The organism is Paraburkholderia sp. Ac-20340 (assembly GCF_017104965.1).
Lineage (GTDB): Bacteria > Pseudomonadota > Gammaproteobacteria > Burkholderiales > Burkholderiaceae > Paraburkholderia.
This window is the reverse complement of record NZ_JAAGPR010000004.1, coordinates 258,651-277,180: the sequence shown is the minus strand read 5'-3', so window position 1 is coordinate 277,180 and position 18,530 is coordinate 258,651. Positions and strand designations below refer to the sequence as shown.

The following is an 18,530-nucleotide window of genomic DNA, read 5'->3' as shown; positions in this document are numbered from 1 at the left end:
GAGATGAAAGCCATTGCAGGGGGCGTCCGCTTTGTGAAGCAGCGTATTCACGACGCTTACCATGTGTCGGACTACAGCGTGCTCGCAGTCGGTGTGATCGGCACGCTTGGCCATCCGCTGTACTGGTTCTGGTGGACGATCATCGATCCGCAGCCGAATGAAAGCGCATTGATGCGCTTCGCAGGCTCGCTTTCGTGTCTGCTATTGCTGTTGCGGCGTTTCTGGCCCGCTTCGCTGAAGCGTTTCCTGCCGTGGTATTACTTTGGAACGGTGGCCTATACGCTGCCGTTCTTTTTTACGTACTACCTGCTAGCCGGCCATTTTTCGATGCTGTGGTCGATGGCCGAATTGGGCATGGTCTTCTTTCTGATTGCGATATTCCCGTCGTATATCGCCTTGACCATGAATCTGGCGATCGGGCTGGGGCTTGCCATTGCCAGTATTGCGCTGATCGATCCATCGGCGCTGCAGGTCGATCCGCATTTGCTGCTCTATATTTATCTGCCGGTTTTTGCGTTCGGCATTTGTGCGGGCATTACCTTCAGCCATAGCAATATGAAGGGCATTACGGCGCAGGCGAAAAGCGAGGCGCTGCGCGCGCTCGCCGGAACGATCGCGCACGAAATGCGCAATCCGCTGAGCCAGTTGCGTTATGTACTCGATCGTATCGACGACGGTCTTTCGGCAATCGGCACATCGTCGCGCGACGCACGCGCTCAGGCGCCCGGCACGCTGGCATCGCTTTCGCAGCACCTCGAGCATGGGCAGATCGCCATCGATCGCGGGCTGCGCATCATCGCCATGACGCTTGACGAAGTCAGCGCCAAACCACTGCGCGCCGACAGCCTGACCTATCTGAGCGCCGCCGCGACCACGCGCAAGGCGCTCGACGAATACGGCTTCAGCGATGCGAAGGAGCGCGGCCGCGTCTCGCTGGTCGTGATCGAAGACTTCGTTTTTGGCGTCGATGAAACCGTCTACCTTTTCACGCTGTTCAATCTGATTCGCAACGCCTTGCATCACATGGGCACGCGCCAGTCGGCGAAGCTGACGATCACGGTGGATCTGAACATCGTGACTGTGCACGACAACGGCCCCGGCATTTCCCCCGAGACCATGGCAGACCTGTTCGCGCCGTTTCGCACGCATGGCAATTCAGCGGGCACGGGGCTCGGTCTCGCGTATTGCCAGCGCGCGATGCGCTCGTTCGACGGCACGATTACCTGCCAGTCAGAAGTCGATAAATTCACGCAGTTCACGCTGGCCTTTCCGCCGATCTCCGAAACGAAGATCGCCGATCAACGCCAGCAGGTGCTCGCCCGTGCCGCGGAATTCTTCACCGGCAAACGCGTGCTGATCGTGGACGACGACGCCAGCCAGCGCGCCCGCGCCGCGCTCGCGTTCGCGTTCGCGGGCGTGCATGCGCTGGTGAGCGAAGCCGAAAGCGGCGAGGCGGCGATCGCCATGCTGCAGGAAGGCGAGATGGTCGACGTCGTGCTCATGGATATCAATATGCCGGGCCTCGACGGCTATTCGGCCACGGAGGCGATACGCTCGGGCGGCAATCAGACGATCTCGAACGTGCCTATCGTCGGTTACTCGGTGGAGCCGCCGGGCGTTGCGGGCACGCTGGCGCGCAATGCGGGCATGGACGAGATGATCAGCAAGTCGAGCAGTGCGATGGAGTTGATCACGTCGCTGCAGGCGATCATGGAAAGCGGTGCGCGCAATAGCAAGCGCGCGCGTTTCGACGGCTTCGCGGGGCGCCTGATCGTGCTCGCCGACGACGACACCTACAGCCGCCTGATCGCCAAGAGCTATCTGGAGCGCTGCGGCGCCGAAGTGCTCGAAGCCGAAAACGGCCAGCAGGTGCTCGATCTGCTCAAGAGCGGCATCAACGCCGATGCCGTTGTCATCGACCTGAATATGCCCGGCATGGGCGGCATCGAGTCGGCGCGCCTGATTCGCGGGAGCGGCAGCGCGTATGCGAAGCTGCCGATCGTCGCCTTGACCGGGCAGTCCGATGTCGATGCCTTGCGCGCGTGTCTCGCGGCGGGCATGAACGAAGTGATGGTCAAGCCGGTGCGCGTCGGCGCGCTGTATGCGAGCCTGTCGCGGCAATTCGCGCACGCGCGCGGCAGCAAAGGGCGCGAGAGAGGCAACGTTCTGCGCGAAGCGAAGGTATTGTCGCCGCCTCGGCTCGCAAAAGCGTCTTCGACATCGCTTGCCGCCGCGAGCGACGCGGCAGTGGCCGATGAAGATCTGCTCGACACCGTGCAACTGGAAGAACTCGCGTCACTGGGTCTGCTCGACCCGAGCTTCCTGAAAGGCATCGGCCAGATTCGCGCGCTGCTCGACGAAATCGGCAAGCACGCGCGCGCTCAGGATAGCCAGAATATGCATCACGCGATGCATATTCTGCTCGGCGTGAGCGGGAATATCGGCGCGAAGGCGCTGCATGCGTTTGCGCGGCGCATCTATCCCGAACTGCAAGCCGGCCGCTTACCGGCGGAGCCAGGCTGGCTCGACGAGCTGACCGCACTGGGCACGCGCTCAGCCGACGCGCTGCAAAGTTATTTCGTGCTGGTAACGGGATTCGGCGAAGCACGCCGCACATTCGCGGACGACTGAGCCGGTTGAGCCGACTGAGCCGACTGAGCCGATGTAGGCGGCTGAAGCGATTCAGGCAAAGCCGCATCGATCGCGCGCACAGCGGCGGCCGCTTCATCGAGCCCGGCCATGGCCGGGTTTTTCTCGTGCTTGCCGAAACATAGCGTGACCGTCGTGCCCTGGCCCCACGTCGATTCGATCTTCAGGCTGCCTTTCAGGGAGCGCATCACGCGGTTGCAAAAGATCATGCCCATGCCGTGGCCGCCGTTCTCGGCGTGCGTGGTCACGGGGTCATGCAGCAGGCGCGCCTGAATTTCCGGCGGAATGCCCGCGCCGTTGTCGTGCATGCGGATTTCGGGCGCCGCGCCGCCCACGATCTCGATGCGCAGCGCCGGCGCGGCACAATCCACCAGCGCGCGCAGCGCATTCGTCAGCAACGAGGACAGCACCAGCACCACGCAATTGGGCATCGAATGCACAACGAAGTCGGACTGCAGATCCACGCTGATCCAGTCGCGCTGCGAGGCCGTAAATGGCCAGCTATCGAGCAGTGCCGCGACCAGTTGCGTTGCAGTGGTTTCGCGTCCCGCTTCCGGCGTGAGCGCCGTGTTGGTCGCGCTCTGATTGAGCGTGTCCCAGAACGATGAGATGAGCGCCATGCAATATTGGGCGTTATTCAGCATCGAAGCCGCGGCCTGTGCGAGATCGGCGGGATTCGACGGCGCGTCTGTATCCTGGACCGTGTTCTGCATATTCCCCGCGAACAGCGCAATGGTTGCGAGCGGCGTATTCAATTCGTGCGCGAGAAACGCAATCGTCTCGTTCATGGCGAGCAGGCGTTGCTGATGCGCTTCGCGCTCGCTAAAACGCGAAAACGCTTCGCGCAGGACGCCGCGAATCGCGCTCACGCGCAGCGGCTTTTCCAGCACGCGGAACACGTTTCCCGAATTCACGGTTTGCAGCAGCATGTCCTTGTCCGCATACGCCGTAACAATCACGCCGACGATATGCGGATAGCGCCGCGCCGCTTCGCCCAGCAGGCTCGCGCCGTCGTCGGTGGGCATGCGGAAGTCGGTGACCAGCACGGCGATCTCGGCGTGATGCCGCGCGAGGATCGACATCGCTTCGTCGGCGTTGCGCGCCAGATGGACCGGCCACGTGCCATCGATCGCCCGTTCGAAATGAACTCGCGACAGTTCGTCGTCGTCGACGAAAAGAATGGAAAGCGGCGCAGCGGATGGCTGGGGCATCGTGGTCCCGATCGATAAGCGTTGATCTGTTGCGGCTCGCCTCACGAACGCCGCCGTTTTGCGCGCGGAGCGGCGCTAACGCCGTGAACGTGATGCTATGCGCCGCGAATCTTGTACGCGGGCGAGCCCATACTGACTGAAATGATAGCCTGGCCAGCCTTCGGCGGTGCCTGCGTGACGCCGTGAGCGTTCCTGATTTCTTGTTAATTTGATTTGCATAATGCCGCGATCGGGCGTGGACCGCGCTCGTTGCATTGAGACCATCACTATGCCAATCCTGCGCGTTGGCGGGATGTTCGACAGTCACGTGAAGAAGATTCGCCATCCATTCGAGGCGATTGCGCCGGGCGAAGACGCGATTCAAGCCGTGTCCGGCGCAGGATTCCGGCTGGCTTTATAAGGGCGATGGGCTTCGTTTGCGGTTTCAGTCGCCTGCGCGCGCGACACTCGCGCCATCGATATGATGCCGCTCCAGCGCAGCCGCAACGAAGCCCGAGTCGCGCATGGCTTCGACGAATTGCGCGACGCACTGCGCGGCTGCATCGCCCTTCGATTTCGGCACGCCCATCGCCTGGCGGATCACCATGAAGCGGCCGTCGAGCACATGCAAACCGCTTGCGAGTGACGCGTATTGCACGAGTTGCGGCTTGACGCCGGCCAGCACATCCAGATGCTGCTTTTCGAACGCATCGAATACCGCCGCCGAAGGCGAAATGCGCACGATAGTCGCGTGCTGCAAGGTGCGCGACAGATAGAGATCGTAAGCGCTGCCTTTGCTGACGGCCACGCTCACGCCGGGTCGATCGACGTCTTCGTTTCGCGCGATGGGCGAATCGCCGCGCACCGCATACGCGCCTTCGATAAGCACATAAGGCGCGGTGAAACGCACTGCCTCGCCGCGCCGGGGATCGATGGCGAAAAAGCCGATATCGGCATGGTCATTCAGGACGTTATCGAGCGAAGCCGCAGCCGCATTCGCCACGACGAGTTGCAGCTTCGCGTGCAGACGTCCGGCGAGTTCGGCGGCCAGATCGACGGACACGCCTGCGGGCTCGCCAGAATTCGCATCGATTGCAGCAAGAACCGGATTGCCGATGTTGATCGAGGCGCGCAAGGTGCCGCCCGGCGCCAGCACGGCAGCCGCGGTGGTGCAGACATTGGCTTCGCCTGCAGCCGATGTCGCGGGTGTTTGCGCGCAGGCATGCCCGACGATGCAGGCGAAGCCGAGCATCGCAAGACTCGTGCGGGAGAGACGTGTTTTAAATGCCGTCATGGCGTGTCCGAAGTGATCTGTTCAAAACCTTATTGCATGACGTGATGCAGACGTTCGTCGAATGGCCCGCCGAGTAGCGGCTGGAGCGTATTGCGCAGCGCTCGCACATAGTCGCGCGACACGAACGCATCATAATCCGCCTGAGAATGCAGCACTTCAACGAGCGTGAAGTGATTTTCCGCGCCGCTTTGCTGAAGCACGTCGATACTCGCGACGGCGGGATCGTGTTTCGCCCGCGCTTCGAAGGCGTGCAAGGCGGGCAAGGCTTCCTTGACCCTTGGCGGTTCGATATCGACATGGACGACCGCGTACACGGCAGCGGACGCTGGCGCTTCGACTTGCGCCGCATGAGCGGCATTGACACAGAGCGCCGCAGCGATGGCAAAAAAGGCAAATTTCATTTCGGTAATCAAGCGTGTGGTCGCAATCAGTTTGCCGCGTTTGCGCTATTGAGCCCGCGCAGCAAGGCAGCGTGAAACTGATCGGGAATCTGCATTTGTGGCGCGTGGCCGGCTTCAGGAAACTCCACCAGTTGAACGTGCGGGATGACACTGGCGGCCTGATGCGCGAGCAGCGGGTAATTGCCGAGCGTCGGCCGCAGCGCAGCGGGCGCGAATTCCTTGCCGATGGCCGTCGTATCTTTATCGCCGATCATCAGCAACGTGGGCGGTTGAAGCTGCGAAAGCTCGTAGAAAACCGGCTGCGTGAGAATCATGTCGTAGAGCAGCGCCGAATCCCATGCCACCCGCGCACGATCGGGACCGCGATACATGCCCGCGAGCATCTGTACCGAAGGTTCGTAAGCATCGCGCCATTGGCCTGCAAAATAGGTATTTTTCTCGTAGTTGCGAATGCGCGCCGCCGAGGTATGCAGTTCGCGCTCATACCATTGATCGACGGAAACGGGCGGCACGCCTTTGGCGCGCCAGTCTTCCAGACCGATGGGATCGACCAGCACGAGTTGCTGGGTTTGCTCCGGCCAGGTGAGCGCATAGCGGATCGCCAGCATGCCGCCCGTCGAATGGCCGATCATGATCGCGTGCTCGATTCCAAGCGATTCGAGCAGGGCGTGCGTATTGAGCGCGAGTTGCTGGAACGTGAACTGATAATGCTCGGGCTTGCTCGATTTGCAGAAGCCGATCTGATCGACGGCAATCACGCGATAGCCCGCCGCGCTGAGCACCTTGATGGTCGGTGCCCAGGTGGCCGAGCAATAGTTTTTGCCGTGCAGCAGCACGGCGGTGCGGCCGTTCGCGTGGCCAGCCGCGGGCGGCACGTCCATATAGGCCATGTTCAAGGTCTGGCGCTGCGATTCGAACGTGAAGGTCTTGACCGGCCAGGGATAGTCGAAGCCTTGAAGTTCGGCGCCATAAACCGGGCCATCCTGGGTATCGGCAGCCGCGCTGGCGGCGGGGGTGTTTTCGGCGAAGGCCTGATTGCCCGTCGCCGATAGTGCGGAAAGTGCGAAAGCAGCCGCCAGCGCGAGCGGCACGAAGTTACGGAGCACGTTGAGTCCTGTTGCAAGGCGTTGAAAAGCGGGTGCGCGCGGCTTAGGCGTCGAGCGTGGCTTCGTCGTAAGCGGGATAGTCGGTGTAGCCGCGCTCGTCGCCGCCGAACAGCGTGGCCGGATCGAGATCGGCCAGCGGCCAGCCATTCGCGAGCCGCGCCGGCAGATCGGGATTGGCGACAAAGGGACGGCCGAACGCCACTAGGTCCGCATAACCTTGCGCGATGATCGCGTTGGCGCGCGCGAGATCGTATTGCCCCGCGACGATGATGGGCCGCGCAAAGCGCTCGCGAATCTCGCGGCGGAAGGCTTCCGTGAATACCGGCGCATCGTCCCAATCGGCTTCGACCAGATGCAGATACGCAATGCCGCGCGACTGCAGGAAGGTTGCGGCCTCAAGGATCGTTGGCAGGATATCGGGGCAGGCCATGCCGCGCGCAGTGAGGAACGGCGCAAGGCGAATCGCGGTGCGCTCCGCGCCGATTTCATCGGCGATCGCATTCACCACTTCACGCAGGAAACGCAGGCGGTTGTCGCGCGAGCCGCCGTATTCGTCGTCGCGCTGGTTCGACGTCGTGCGCAGGAACTGGTCGATCAGATAACCGTTCGCACCGTGAATTTCCACGCCGTCGAAGCCGGCCTCGCGTGCGCGACGCGCCGCCAGGCGGAAATCCTCGACGATCTGGCGCACTTCGGCGGTCGTCAACGCGCGCGGCGTCGGGCAGTCGACCATCGCGCCCTGACCGGTCGCGGGATCGACTTTCCAGATCTGCCCTTCGAACGGAATGGCGGACGGCGCGACCGGCAACGCGCCGTTGTGGAAATCGGGATGCGACATGCGGCCCACGTGCCAGAGCTGCAGAAAGATGGTGCCGCCTTGCGCGTGCACGGCGTCGGTGACGAGACGCCAGCCGGCGACCTGCTCGGCGCTGTAAATGCCCGGCGTGAACGAATAGCCTTTGCCTTGCGGCGAAATCTGCGATGCCTCGGTGACGATCAGCGCGGCGCTCGCGCGCTGCGCGTAGTAGGCCGCGTTGGTGGCGTTGGGGATATCGCCGGGCTGCGTGCTGCGCGCGCGCGTCATGGGCGCCATGACGATGCGGTGGGCGAGTGCGTGACGGCCGAGTGTGATCGGCGAGAAAACGGTACGGGAAGTCATGATGGCCTGCTCGAAGGTTTATCAGCGGGTGATTGTCGAGCAGGCACCGCGACCTGAGAACGGGGCCGGATGTTGAAAGATTTTTCGGAAAAATTTGAAAATGGGGCAGGCGATGGAGCGTCAAGCGGCGCGCGGCGCGGCTAATGTGAATTCCCTGCAACTCTCTATTTCAGCGCATCGCATTTAAACCGGCGTGCTGGCGGCATAGACTTCAAGCCTGATCGATGAAGCGCATTCCGCGCATTTCACGAGTGCGGAGTAACAAAGCATGAAATTCCTGAAACTGGCAGTCCTGGCGACTGCGGTGCTATGCGGCGCTGCCCATGCGTCCACGCTGACCACGGCCGATAACAGCGGCCAGCAACCGGCCCATCTGAAAGTGCAACAATGCGATTCCGCGTCGTTCGCGACGGGCGGCGCGAAGAATCGCCAGGCGTGCCGCCGCGAATTTGCGCGCGAAGCGCGCCCGACGGTGCAAACCGCACCGCAAAGCGCCTCCGACTACGCGTCCTAGACAGGCACGTCCTGATCCGGCGCGGCCAGCGTGCTGGCCCGCACGACCAGTTCGAAACCCACATCGACGATTCTCGGCGCGATCTCTTCAGCGGGCTGTTCCGCGCGCTCGATGAGTTCCTGCGCAATACGCAGGCCAATTTCGGTGGCACGCGGCTGAATCGTCGTGAGGGGCGGAACGCATTCCTCGCTGAACGGCAGATCGCCGAAACCGGCCACGCGCAACTGATGCGGTACCACCATGCCGCGCCGTTGCGCCTCGAACAGCACGCCCAGCGCGATGACGTCGTTCGAACACGCGATGGCGTCGATTTCCGGCGTGCTTTCCAGCATCTCGGCCAGCGCGTGTGACCCGGCCTTGGGCGACGCATCGCCCGCCACGTCCTTCACCTGCACCTGAATCCCGGCGTCGAGCATCGTGCGCGAAAATCCTTCGCAACGCTGCCGTGCCCGCACGTCGCTGTCCATGCGCGCGCCGATGAACGCCACATGGCGCGCGCCGATTTCCACCATATGCCGCGCCATCGCTTCGCCCGCCGCGTGGTGCGAAAACCCAACCTGCAAGTCAAACGGCTGCTCGCCGAGATCCCACATTTCCGCCACCGGAGCGCGCGCCGAACGCAGCAGCGTGCGCGTTTCGTCGTCGTGACGACAGCCGGTCACGACCAGCGCCGTGGGCGACCACGAAAGAAACGTGCGCACGATGTCGGCTTCGCGGCCGGGCAGATAGTCGGTCGCGCCCAGCAGCAACTGGTAGCCGTGGCGATCGAACTCCTTTTGCATGGCCGCGACCGTCGCCGCAAAAAACGCATTGCCGAGCGACGGCACCACCACGCCGATGGCCCGCGTGCGCGCCGCCGCCAGGCTGCCGGCCAGCAGATTCGGCACATAGCCGAGCACGTCGATCGCCTGTTTGATACGCGGCGCGATGCGCGGGGAAACCGCTTCGGGATTGCGCAAAAACAGTGAAACTGAGCTGGCCGAGACTCGGGCGCGCGCGGCTACGTCGTCCATCGTGACGCGGTTGGTGCTGCGGCGCGAGCGCGGTGCCCTGGCTGTCTGGGACATAGGCTGCAAGCGGTCAGAAAGGCATGCGCCAAACGGGCGCGGGAATCTTCATTGTAAGGGCCGCAGCGCAACGAGTCATCCTCTCCGCACTAACCCTGGTATTGCCTTTCAAAATAATAGCGCTATTATTTCGCAGCGCTGCGATTTTTCGTCGCGCCACCTGAACCGCTTCTGTGACCATGTCATCTTCCGATTTCCACTGCGTTCTGGATGCCCGTGCCCAGCTAGGCGAATGCCCTCGCTGGGACGAGCGCGAACGCGTGCTGTACTGGGTCGATATCCTCCAGCCCGCGCTGCACCGTTTCGACCCCGCAACCGGTGTCGACCAGGTGTTCGCGCTGCCCGAGCATATTGGCTGCTTCTCCCTGCGCGAAGGCGGCGGTTTCATCGCGGGCCTGCGCTCCGGCGTCTGGACGCTGGACGACTCGGCGCGCCCGGTGACGCAACTGGCCGCCAATCCCGAAGACGTGCGCACGAGCCGCTTCAACGATGGCCGTTGCGACGCCGCCGGGCGTTTCTTCGCGGGCACGATCGACGAGCCGAAGGCGGGCGGCCACGCGCATCTTTATCGATACGCCGATGGCCGCCTCGAATCCCTGAGCAGCGGCCTGCTGACGTCGAACGGGCTGGCGTTCAGCCCCGACGGCCAATGGCTCTATCACTCCGATACCCCCAATTTCACGATCTACCGCCGAGCCTATGACGCCGCGACCGGCCAGAGCGGCGCGTCCGAAGTGTGGGCGCGCATCGAGCCGAGCGCCGAAGATCGCGGCCGCCCGGACGGCGCCGCCATCGACGCCGAGGGCTACTACTGGAGCGCTTTCTACGAAGGCTCGCGGGTGGTGCGCTTCGCGCCCGACGGCACGGTCGACGCCGTCTATCCCGTGCCGGTGAGCTGTCCGACCATGTGCGCGTTCGGCGGCGACGATCTGCGCACGCTCTACATCACCACGGCGCGCGCGGGCCGCAGCGCCGACGAGCTGCAGCGTCAGCCGCTTGCCGGCGGCCTCTTTGCGATGCGAACCGATGTGCCTGGCCTTGCCGAACCGCGCTGGCGCGAATCCGCATGACTTCACTCTCGACGGACCCTGACATGCCTGATCTGAAAGACCCCACACTGCTGCGCAACCGCTGCCTGATCGGCGGCGAATGGCGCGCGGCGCACGACAGCCGCACCTTCGACGTGACCGATCCCGCTACCGGCGCGCTGATCGGCCGCGTGCCGTCGATGACGGCGCTGGAAACGCGCGAAGCGATTGCCGCCGCCCAAGCCGCGCTGCCGCAGTGGAGCGCGCTGACGGCCAAGGCGCGCGCGACGCTGCTGCGCAAGTGGCACGACCTGATGCTCGAACATCAGGACGATCTCGCGCTGCTGATGACCGCCGAACAGGGCAAGCCGCTCGCCGAGGCAAAAGGCGAAATCGCCTTCGCGGCCAGCTTCGTCGAATGGTTCGCCGAAGAAGCGCGGCGTGTCGATGGCGACGTGATCGCTACGCCCGCGAACGATCGCCGCCTGGTCACGATCCGTCAGCCGGTGGGCGTTTGCGCGGCCATCACGCCGTGGAATTTCCCGGCCGCGATGATCACGCGCAAGGCCGGCCCGGCGCTCGCAGCCGGTTGCACGATGGTGCTCAAGCCCGCTTCGCAGACGCCGTTTTCGGCGCTCGCACTCGCGGCGCTGGCCGAACGCGCGGGCATTCCGGCGGGCGTGTTCAACGTCGTCACCGGCGACCCGCAGCCGATCGCCGAGGAACTGACCGGCAACCCCGTGGTGCGCAAACTGTCGTTCACGGGCTCGACCGGCATCGGCGCGCGTCTGATGGAACAGGGCGCGCGCAATATCCAGAAGATGTCGCTCGAACTGGGCGGCAACGCGCCGTTCATCGTGTTCGACGATGCCGATCTGGACGCCGCAATCGAAGGCGCACTGATCTCGAAGTACCGCAACGCGGGACAAACCTGCGTGTGCGCCAACCGCTTTTACGTGCAGGCTGGCATCTATGACGCTTTCGTCGGCAAGCTGGCGCAACGCGTGCAGGCGCTGCGCTGTGGCGACGGACGCGAGCCGTCGACGCAAATCGGCCCGCTGATCGACGCCCGCGCCTTGAACAAGGTCAGCGAACTGGTGGTGGATGCGCGCGAGCAAGGCGCGAACGTGCTGTGCGGCGGCGAAGCCGTTGCGCTGAACGGCGACGGCGTGGCCCGCCACTACACGCCGACGGTGCTGACCAACGTCACGCCTGCCATGCGCGTCGCGCGCGAAGAGATTTTCGGACCGGTCGCGCCGGTGATGCGTTTCACCGATGAAAAAGACGTGATCGCTCTCGCCAACGACACCGAATACGGCCTCGCCAGCTACTTCTACACGAAGGACATGGCGCGCGTCTGGCGCGTGGCGGAAGCGCTGGAGTTCGGCATGGTCGGCATCAATACCGGTCTGATTTCGACCGCCGAAGCGCCGTTTGGCGGCGTCAAGCAGTCGGGTCTGGGCCGCGAAGGTTCGAAGTACGGTATCGACGAGTATCTGGAGATGAAATACTTGTGCATGCAGGTGGCATAAGCCTTCAGACGAATAGCGCACGACACCGGCAGGCATCGACGATCGCACAAAAATCGTAGCGCTGCGAAAAAAGCCGCGCCGATTCAGGCAGCGACATCGCGCCGCCGGTCCTCCGCACGAAACGGAGACAACCTCAAAGAGACGAGGAGACAATGACTTTCACCATACTGAGCTTTGCGTTTTTCACCGCGCTCGTCGGCTTCGTGTCGTATCTGTTCACGCGCCGCGCGAAGGATCACGGTGCACGCGGCTACTTCATGGCCAGCGGCGGCCTCACGGGCTGGTTTATCGCCGGCTCGATGATGCTGACCAATCTCTCGGCCGAGCAGATGGTCGGCCTGAACGGCGACGCCTACGCACACAATATGTCGGCGATGGCGTGGGAATGCACGGCGGCCATCGCCACCGTCGCGCTCGCGATGTTCTTTCTGCCGCGCTACCTCCGCGGCGGTTTCTCGACGCTGCCGCAGTTTCTCGAAGAGCGCTTCGATTCCACGACGCGCCGCGTCGTCAGCGCGTTCTTTGTGATCGGCTACATGCTGGTGGCGAATCCGTCGGGCCTGTATCTGGGCGCGATTACCTTCAACCAGGTGTTCGGCGTGCAGGCGCTGCTGGGCACGTCGTACGCCAGCACCATCACGATTCTCGTGTGGATGTCGGGGATTATCGGCGCGCTGTATGCGATTTTCGGCGGCCTGCGCGCGGTGGCGGTGTCCGACACGATCAACGGCGTCGGCCTGCTGGTCGCCGGTCTGATGGTGCCGGTGCTCGGCCTGTTCGCGCTCGGTCACGGCAATTTCCTGGCGGGCGTGCATACGATCGCCACGCAGGCGCCCGAAAAGCTGTCCGCCATCGGCGGCCCGCACGACTCCGCGCCGTTCGGCACCTTGTTTACCGGGATGATCTTCGCGAACCTGTTCTACTGGTGTACGAATCAGGCCATCGTGCAGCGCACCTTCGCGGCGAAGAGTCTTGCCGAAGGGCAGAAGGGCGTGCTGCTTTCGGGCCTCATGAAGCTGCTGGTGCCGCTGATCATGATGCTGCCCGGCGTGGTCGCGTTTCATCTGTACGCCTCGCATCCGCTCGGCCGCCCGGACCTCGCCTATCCCACGCTGGTCTCCGACGTGCTGCCGTGGTGGGCCAAGGGCTTTTTCATCGCCGTGCTGTTCGGCACCGTGATGAGCCACTTCAACGCCGTCATCAACAGCACGGCCACGCTGATCGCTTTCGACTTCTATCGCGTGTGGCGTCCGCAGGCCAGCGATGAAAAGCTGATCCGCGTGGGCAAGACGGCGAGCGTGGTGATCGCGGTGGTGTCGCTGCTGGTCGCGCCGCTGCTGATGTACGCGCCGGACGGCATCTACACCGTGATGCGCCGCTTCACGGGCTTCTACAACATTCCGATCATCGCGGTCGTGCTGGTGGGTTTCTTCAGCAAGAAGATCGGCGCCTTCCCGGCCAAGATGGTGCTGCTGCTGCACGTGATCGTCTACACGCTCGGCATTCTCGTGTTCCAGGTGGACAAACTGCTCGGCATCAACTTCATCCACGTGATGGGCATTCTGTTCGTCTGCGAAGTCACGCTGATGGTCGTGCTGGGCATGCGTCACCAGCGCGCCAAGGCTTACGAGCCGCAATTGCGCCAGACCGGCGATCTGACGCCGTGGCGCCATGCCAGCACGATGAGCGTGTTCCTGATCGCGATGCTCGTGAGCATCTACCTGACGCTCTCGCCGATTGGCGTCGCGCGGCAAGGCGGCGTGACGCTCCAGTACCAGATCCTGATGGTGGTGACGTGGTGCGTCGCGTTCGGACTGATCGCGTGGTTTCGACGCCGCGCATCGGCGGGCGGTCGCGAACTCGCATGGAGCCAGTCGCCGCGCGAGTCGAACGGACATTGATCGAACAGCAACAACTCAACGCAATACAAACGCAATAGCAAGGTAAAGCTGATGAACTGGCACACAGATGCGGGCGGCAAGCTCGTTTTCAGCGCGGCTGGCCGCACGCTCTTCGAACACGCACCGGAAGCACCGGCGGTGTTCGTCGGGCACGGCGTCGAAACGATCGACATGTATCGCGGCAACTTCGACATTAGCGATTACGTCGAAGAGCGCGTCGCGCTGCGCGACGCCCGCCTTACGCAGCTTCAGGACGGCAGCGCGCGCATCGAACTGGCGCGCGACGCGCACAGCGCGCCCGAACTGACGTTTATCGCGAGCCAATCCGCACATGGCGTGACCTTCGCCGTTTCGGCGGCGAATGGCGCGATCAACCGCGTGTGGTGGCGCGTGCCCGCGCAACGCGGCGAACACGTGTGGGGTTGCGGCGAGCAGATGTCGTACTTCGATCTGCGCGGCCGCAACTTCCCGCTGTGGACGTCGGAGCCCGGCGTCGGACGCGACAAGAGCACGCATCTGACGTGGCAGGCCGACACGACCTCCAAGTCGGGCGGCGATTACTTCAACACGAACTATCCGCAGCCGACTTTCGTCTCCTCGCAGAAGTACTGCCTGCATGCGCAGACGACGGCTTACGCGGATTTCGACTTCCGCCACGACGAGCGCCACGAACTGCAATTCTGGGCGATTCCCGAGCAGATCGAATTCATGCTCGCCGATGACTTCGTCACGCTGGTCGAGCGTATTTCGCAGCGTTGCGGGCGTCAGCCTGCCTTGCCCGCGTGGGTGCTGGACGGCGCGATTCTCGGCCTGAAAAACGGCCGCGAGCATGCGCAAACCATCATGGAACAAAGCCGCGCGGCCGGCCTCAAGGTCAGCGGTCTCTGGTGCGAAGACTGGGTGGGTATCCGCCAGACCTCGTTCGGCAAGCGTCTGTTCTGGGACTGGCACTGGAACGACGCGCGCTACCCGGATCACGCGCAATGGGTGAAGCAACTCAATGCGCAAGGCGTGCGCTTTCTCGGCTACGTCAACCCGTATCTGTGCAACGACGGCGCGCTGTACGTCGAAGCGAAGCAGGCGGGTTATCTGGCGACGCGCGCGGACGGCAGCGACTATCTGGTCGATTTCGGCGAATTCGATTGCGGCGTGGTCGATTTCACGAATCCCGACGCGGCGCGCTGGTTCGAAGACCGCGTGATTCGCGACGAGATGCTGAACAAGGGCCTCGACGGCTGGATGGCCGACTTCGGCGAGTATCTGCCCACCGACGTGACGCTCGCCAACGGTATCGACGCGAAGCTGATGCACAACGCGTGGCCCACGCTCTGGGCGCAGGTGAACGCGCAGGCAATCGAACGCGCGGGCCGCACCGGCGACGCTGTGTTCTTCATGCGCGCGGGCTATACGGGCGTGCAGGCGCATTGCCCGCTGCTGTGGGCGGGCGATCAGTCCGTCGATTTCACGCGTCATGACGGGCTGCAAACGGTGATCTGCGGGGCGCTGTCTTCCGGCTTGCTGGGCAATGCGTATCACCACAGCGATATTGGCGGCTACACGAGCCTGTTCGGCAATACGCGCACGCCGGAACTGTTCCAGCGCTGGGCCGAAATGGCGGCCTTCACGCCGATGATGCGCACGCACGAAGGCAATCGCCCGGACGACAACTTCCAGTTCTGGCAGGACCCGGCGGTGCTCGCGCATTTCGCGCGCATGACGCGCGTGTTCGCCGGGCTCAAGCAGTATGTGCAAGGTCTCGTCGATGAAGCGGGCGCGCGGGGTTTGCCGCTGCAACGTCCGCTGTTCCTGCACTACGAAGACGACGCAGAAACCTACGCTATTCAGGATCACTATCTTTATGGCCGCGATCTGCTGGTAGCACCGGTGCATGCGGCAGGCGCTTCGCAATGGCGCGTGTATCTGCCCAAAGGCGATGCCTGGATTCATCTCTGGAGCGGCGTGCGGTACGAAGGCGGTCAGCACGTGGAGATTGCAGCGCCCATCGGCGAGCCGCCGGTGTTCGTTCGTCAGGGCGCGGCGCGCGAGCAGCAATTGCTCGACCTGCGCACGCTTGCGGGAGCCGCGCAGTGAGTTCGGGCGCAATCCTGCATCACCTGCTGTTCGCTGCGTGCGTGGCGACCGCGACCTTCACGCAAAGCCTCACGGGTTTTGCGTTCGGGCTCGTGCTGCTGGGCCTCGTCGCGGTGTTTCACCTCGCGCCGTTGCCGGTTGCGGCGAACGTCGTCACGGTGATGGTGCTCGCGAATGCGGCCTTGCTCGTGCGTACCATGCCCGCCTTGCCGCGCCGCCTGCTGGCGCCGTCGTATGGCAGCAGCCTGGTGGGCGTGGCGATCGGCGCGTGCCTGCTGGCCTGGCTTTCCGATAACGCCATCGGCGTCGTGCGCTTTGCGCTGGGCCTTGCGATCCTCGCCTGCAGCCTGCTGCTGGTGGTGCAGACGAAGCCGCGTGCGCAGCTGGCCTCGCCGGGCACGTTCGCGTTTTATGGCTGCATTTCGGGCGTGATGGGCGGCGTGTTCGCCAGCGCCGGTCCGCCGATGGTGTTCCATCTGTATCGCCAGCCGCTCGACCGCGTGGTCGTGCGCGACACGCTGGTCCTGCTGTTCGCGGTCAACGCCGTGCTGCGCCTGATTATCGTGCTGGCGCAAGGACGTTTCGATGCGGCTTCGCTCGCGCTCAGCGCCGAGGCATTGCCCGTCGTCCTCACCGTGACGTGGCTCGCGCGCCGCTATCCGCCCAACTGGTCGCCGACGGCAGTGCGACGCGTCGTGTTCGTGCTGCTGGCCATCGCGGGCATGAGCCTGGTCGCACCGGCCATTACCAGCGCAAGCGCAAGCACCAACGCAAGCGCCAGGGCGCACGGCAAGGTCAGCGTGGCCTCTCTTCAACATCGTATTTTTACGGCGTGAATATCGTGCAAAAGAAGCTCAAGCAACTCAGCGAACTGCGCAGCCAGCGCTGGCTGGCCCCGGACGACATGCGCTCCTTCGCGCATCGGCAGCGCCTGCAGCAAATGGGTCTGCGTCGTGAAGAATTCATGTCGCGTCCGGTGATCGGCATCATCAATACGTGGAGCGATCTCTCGCCGTGTCACGCCCATCTGCGCGAACGCGCGGAAGCCGTGAAGCGCGGCATCCTGCAGGCCGGCGGCATGCCCTTCGAACTGCCGGCGATGTCGCTGGGCGAAGTCATGGTCAAGCCGACCACGATGATCTACCGCAATTTCCTCGCGATGGAAACGGAGGAACTGCTGCGCTCGCTGCCGATCGACGGCGCGGTGCTGATGGGCGGTTGCGACAAGACCACGCCGGGCCTGCTGATGGGCGCGCTGTCCGCGGATCTGCCCTGCATCTTCGTGCCCGCCGGGCCGATGCTCAGCGACCGCCATCGCGGCCAGGCCGTGGGCGCGGGCACGCATACCAAGAAGTTCTGGGACGAATACGTCGCGGGCAATATCGAGCAGCCCGAGTGGATTTCGCTCGAAGCGCGCATGACGCGCGCGCCCGGCACCTGCAACACCATGGGCACGGCCAGCACGATGACGTCGATCGTCGAAGCCATGGGCTTCACGCTGCCCGGCGCGACCAGCATTCCGGCAATGGATTCGTCGCATACGCGTATGTGTTCGACCAGCGGCGAGCGCATCGTCGGCATGGTGTGGGAAGACCTGAAGCCGAGCCGCTTCTTCAATCGCCAGTCGGTTGAAAACGGCGTTGTCACGTATATGGCGCTGGGCGGTTCGACCAACGCGGCGATCCATACGATCGCGATTGCGGGGCGCGGCAATGTGCCGTTGACGCTCGACGATATCGCGCGGATCGGCAAGAACGTGCCGGTGCTCGCCGATGTGTTCCCTTCGGGCAAGCGCCTGATGGAAGACTTCTATTACGCGGGCGGCGTGCCCGCCTTGCTGAGCGGCGTGAAGGAGTATCTGACGCTCGACAGCATGACCGTCACGGGCGAAACGCTCGGCGAGAACATCGCGCGCTTCGAAGCGGGCATGCGTCCGCAGGGCGAAGATGCGATCCGCCCGCTGACCGATCCCGTCAGCGAGCGCGGCGCGCTGGGCGTGCTGCGCGGCAATCTCGCACCGAATGGCGCGGTCATCAAGCCGAGCGCGGCCAGCCCGCATCTCATGAAGCATCGCGGCCGCGCGCTGGTATTCGATTCGGTTGCCGAGATGAACGCGACCATTCACGCGCCCGACCTGGATGTCGATGCCGATACGGTGCTCGTGCTGCGCGGCGGTGGTCCGATTGGCGCGCCCGGCATGCCGGAGTGGGGCAATCTGCCGATTCCGAAAAAGCTGCTGGCGGCCGGCGTGCGCGACATGGTGCGGATTTCCGATGCGCGCATGAGCGGCACGCATTACGGCACCTGCGTGCTGCACGTCTCGCCCGAAGCCGCTGCTGGCGGCCCGCTCGCGCTGATCCGCACCGGCGACCTGATCGAACTCGACGTGGAAGCTGGCAAGCTCGACGTGCTGCTTTCCGACGAAGAACTCGCACAACGCCGCGAAGCATGGCGCGCGCCACCGCTGGCGCGCAAGCGCGGCTATATCCGTCTCTACGTCGAACAGGTTTCGCAGGCCGATAAAGGCTGCGACTTCGACTTCTTGACAGGCTTCGAAGAACCGGTCGAACCGGCGATCTTCTAGACACAGGACATCAG

At 63.8% G+C, this 18,530-nt stretch carries 15 protein-coding genes; 9 read left to right on the top strand and 6 right to left on the bottom strand.

Features of this window, described 5'->3' with window-relative positions; all coding sequences use genetic code 11:
• Window positions 1-3: 3 nt before the first annotated feature.
• Window positions 4-2,631 carry a response regulator gene (locus G3N59_RS08405; protein ID WP_205982096.1) on the top strand — a complete coding sequence of 876 codons (2,628 nt, stop codon included), beginning with the start codon at window positions 4-6 and terminating at the stop codon, window positions 2,629-2,631.
• Here the strand turns inward: G3N59_RS08405 and G3N59_RS08400 are convergent.
• A complete protein-coding gene (locus tag G3N59_RS08400) occupies window positions 2,574-3,860 on the bottom strand; it encodes a hybrid sensor histidine kinase/response regulator (RefSeq protein WP_205982095.1) in 1,287 nt (428 codons plus the stop codon). The two genes, G3N59_RS08405 and G3N59_RS08400, sit on opposite strands and share 58 nt — an antisense overlap.
• Before the next feature lie 268 nt (window positions 3,861-4,128).
• Between G3N59_RS08400 and G3N59_RS37270 the strand changes: the two genes are divergently transcribed.
• Entirely contained in the window at window positions 4,129-4,260 is a 132-nt protein-coding gene (locus G3N59_RS37270) for a hypothetical protein (protein ID WP_277397900.1), read from the top strand.
• A gap of 24 nt (window positions 4,261-4,284) precedes the next feature.
• On the opposite strand, the gene G3N59_RS08395 is transcribed toward G3N59_RS37270, so the two are convergent.
• From G3N59_RS08395 to G3N59_RS08380, 4 genes are read right to left on the bottom strand one after another with little or no spacing between them, the layout of a single operon-like run.
• Window positions 4,285-5,133 (bottom strand): transporter substrate-binding domain-containing protein, encoded by an 849-nt coding sequence (locus G3N59_RS08395; RefSeq protein WP_241023269.1) that lies wholly within the window; start codon window positions 5,131-5,133, stop codon window positions 4,285-4,287.
• Between the two features lie 29 nt (window positions 5,134-5,162).
• Window positions 5,163-5,534 carry a hypothetical protein gene (locus tag G3N59_RS08390; protein WP_205982094.1) on the bottom strand — a complete coding sequence of 124 codons (372 nt, stop codon included), beginning with the start codon at window positions 5,532-5,534 and terminating at the stop codon, window positions 5,163-5,165.
• 26 nt (window positions 5,535-5,560) lie between these two features.
• Complete coding sequence (locus G3N59_RS08385; RefSeq protein WP_346777862.1) at window positions 5,561-6,640, bottom strand: alpha/beta hydrolase; 1,080 nt, start codon at window positions 6,638-6,640, stop codon at window positions 5,561-5,563.
• 43 nt (window positions 6,641-6,683) lie between these two features.
• The gene (locus G3N59_RS08380; RefSeq protein WP_205982092.1) at window positions 6,684-7,799 is read right to left on the bottom strand and encodes an alkene reductase; all 1,116 of its coding nucleotides are present in this window, start codon (window positions 7,797-7,799) and stop codon (window positions 6,684-6,686) included.
• Between the two features lie 268 nt (window positions 7,800-8,067).
• Between G3N59_RS08380 and G3N59_RS08375 the strand changes: the two genes are divergently transcribed.
• On the top strand, window positions 8,068-8,313 hold the full coding sequence (locus G3N59_RS08375) for a hypothetical protein (RefSeq protein ID WP_205982091.1): 246 nt from the start codon (window positions 8,068-8,070) through the stop codon (window positions 8,311-8,313).
• On the opposite strand, the gene G3N59_RS08370 is transcribed toward G3N59_RS08375, so the two are convergent.
• The gene (locus G3N59_RS08370) at window positions 8,310-9,380 is read right to left on the bottom strand and encodes a LacI family DNA-binding transcriptional regulator (protein ID WP_205982090.1); all 1,071 of its coding nucleotides are present in this window, start codon (window positions 9,378-9,380) and stop codon (window positions 8,310-8,312) included. The genes G3N59_RS08375 and G3N59_RS08370 overlap by 4 nt on opposite strands.
• Before the next feature lie 179 nt (window positions 9,381-9,559).
• Between G3N59_RS08370 and G3N59_RS08365 the strand changes: the two genes are divergently transcribed.
• From G3N59_RS08365 to G3N59_RS08340, 6 genes are all read left to right on the top strand, one after another.
• Entirely contained in the window at window positions 9,560-10,450 is an 891-nt protein-coding gene (locus tag G3N59_RS08365; protein WP_205982089.1) for an SMP-30/gluconolactonase/LRE family protein, read from the top strand.
• Window positions 10,451-10,473: 23 nt separating this feature from the next.
• Window positions 10,474-11,940, top strand: a complete 1,467-nt coding sequence (locus G3N59_RS08360) for an NAD-dependent succinate-semialdehyde dehydrogenase (protein ID WP_241023268.1) — start codon at window positions 10,474-10,476, stop codon at window positions 11,938-11,940.
• A 152-nt stretch (window positions 11,941-12,092) separates the two neighbouring features.
• Window positions 12,093-13,841 (top strand): solute:sodium symporter family transporter, encoded by a 1,749-nt coding sequence (locus G3N59_RS08355; RefSeq protein WP_205982087.1) that lies wholly within the window; start codon window positions 12,093-12,095, stop codon window positions 13,839-13,841.
• Window positions 13,842-13,892: 51 nt separating this feature from the next.
• Window positions 13,893-15,932 carry an alpha-glucosidase gene (locus G3N59_RS08350; protein WP_205982086.1) on the top strand — a complete coding sequence of 680 codons (2,040 nt, stop codon included), beginning with the start codon at window positions 13,893-13,895 and terminating at the stop codon, window positions 15,930-15,932.
• A complete protein-coding gene (locus G3N59_RS08345) occupies window positions 15,929-16,768 on the top strand; it encodes a TSUP family transporter (protein ID WP_205982085.1) in 840 nt (279 codons plus the stop codon). The genes G3N59_RS08350 and G3N59_RS08345 overlap by 4 nt, the downstream gene beginning before the upstream one ends.
• A 5-nt stretch (window positions 16,769-16,773) precedes the next feature.
• A complete protein-coding gene (locus G3N59_RS08340; protein WP_346777861.1) occupies window positions 16,774-18,516 on the top strand; it encodes an IlvD/Edd family dehydratase in 1,743 nt (580 codons plus the stop codon).
• The last annotated feature ends 14 nt before the right edge of the window (window positions 18,517-18,530 follow it).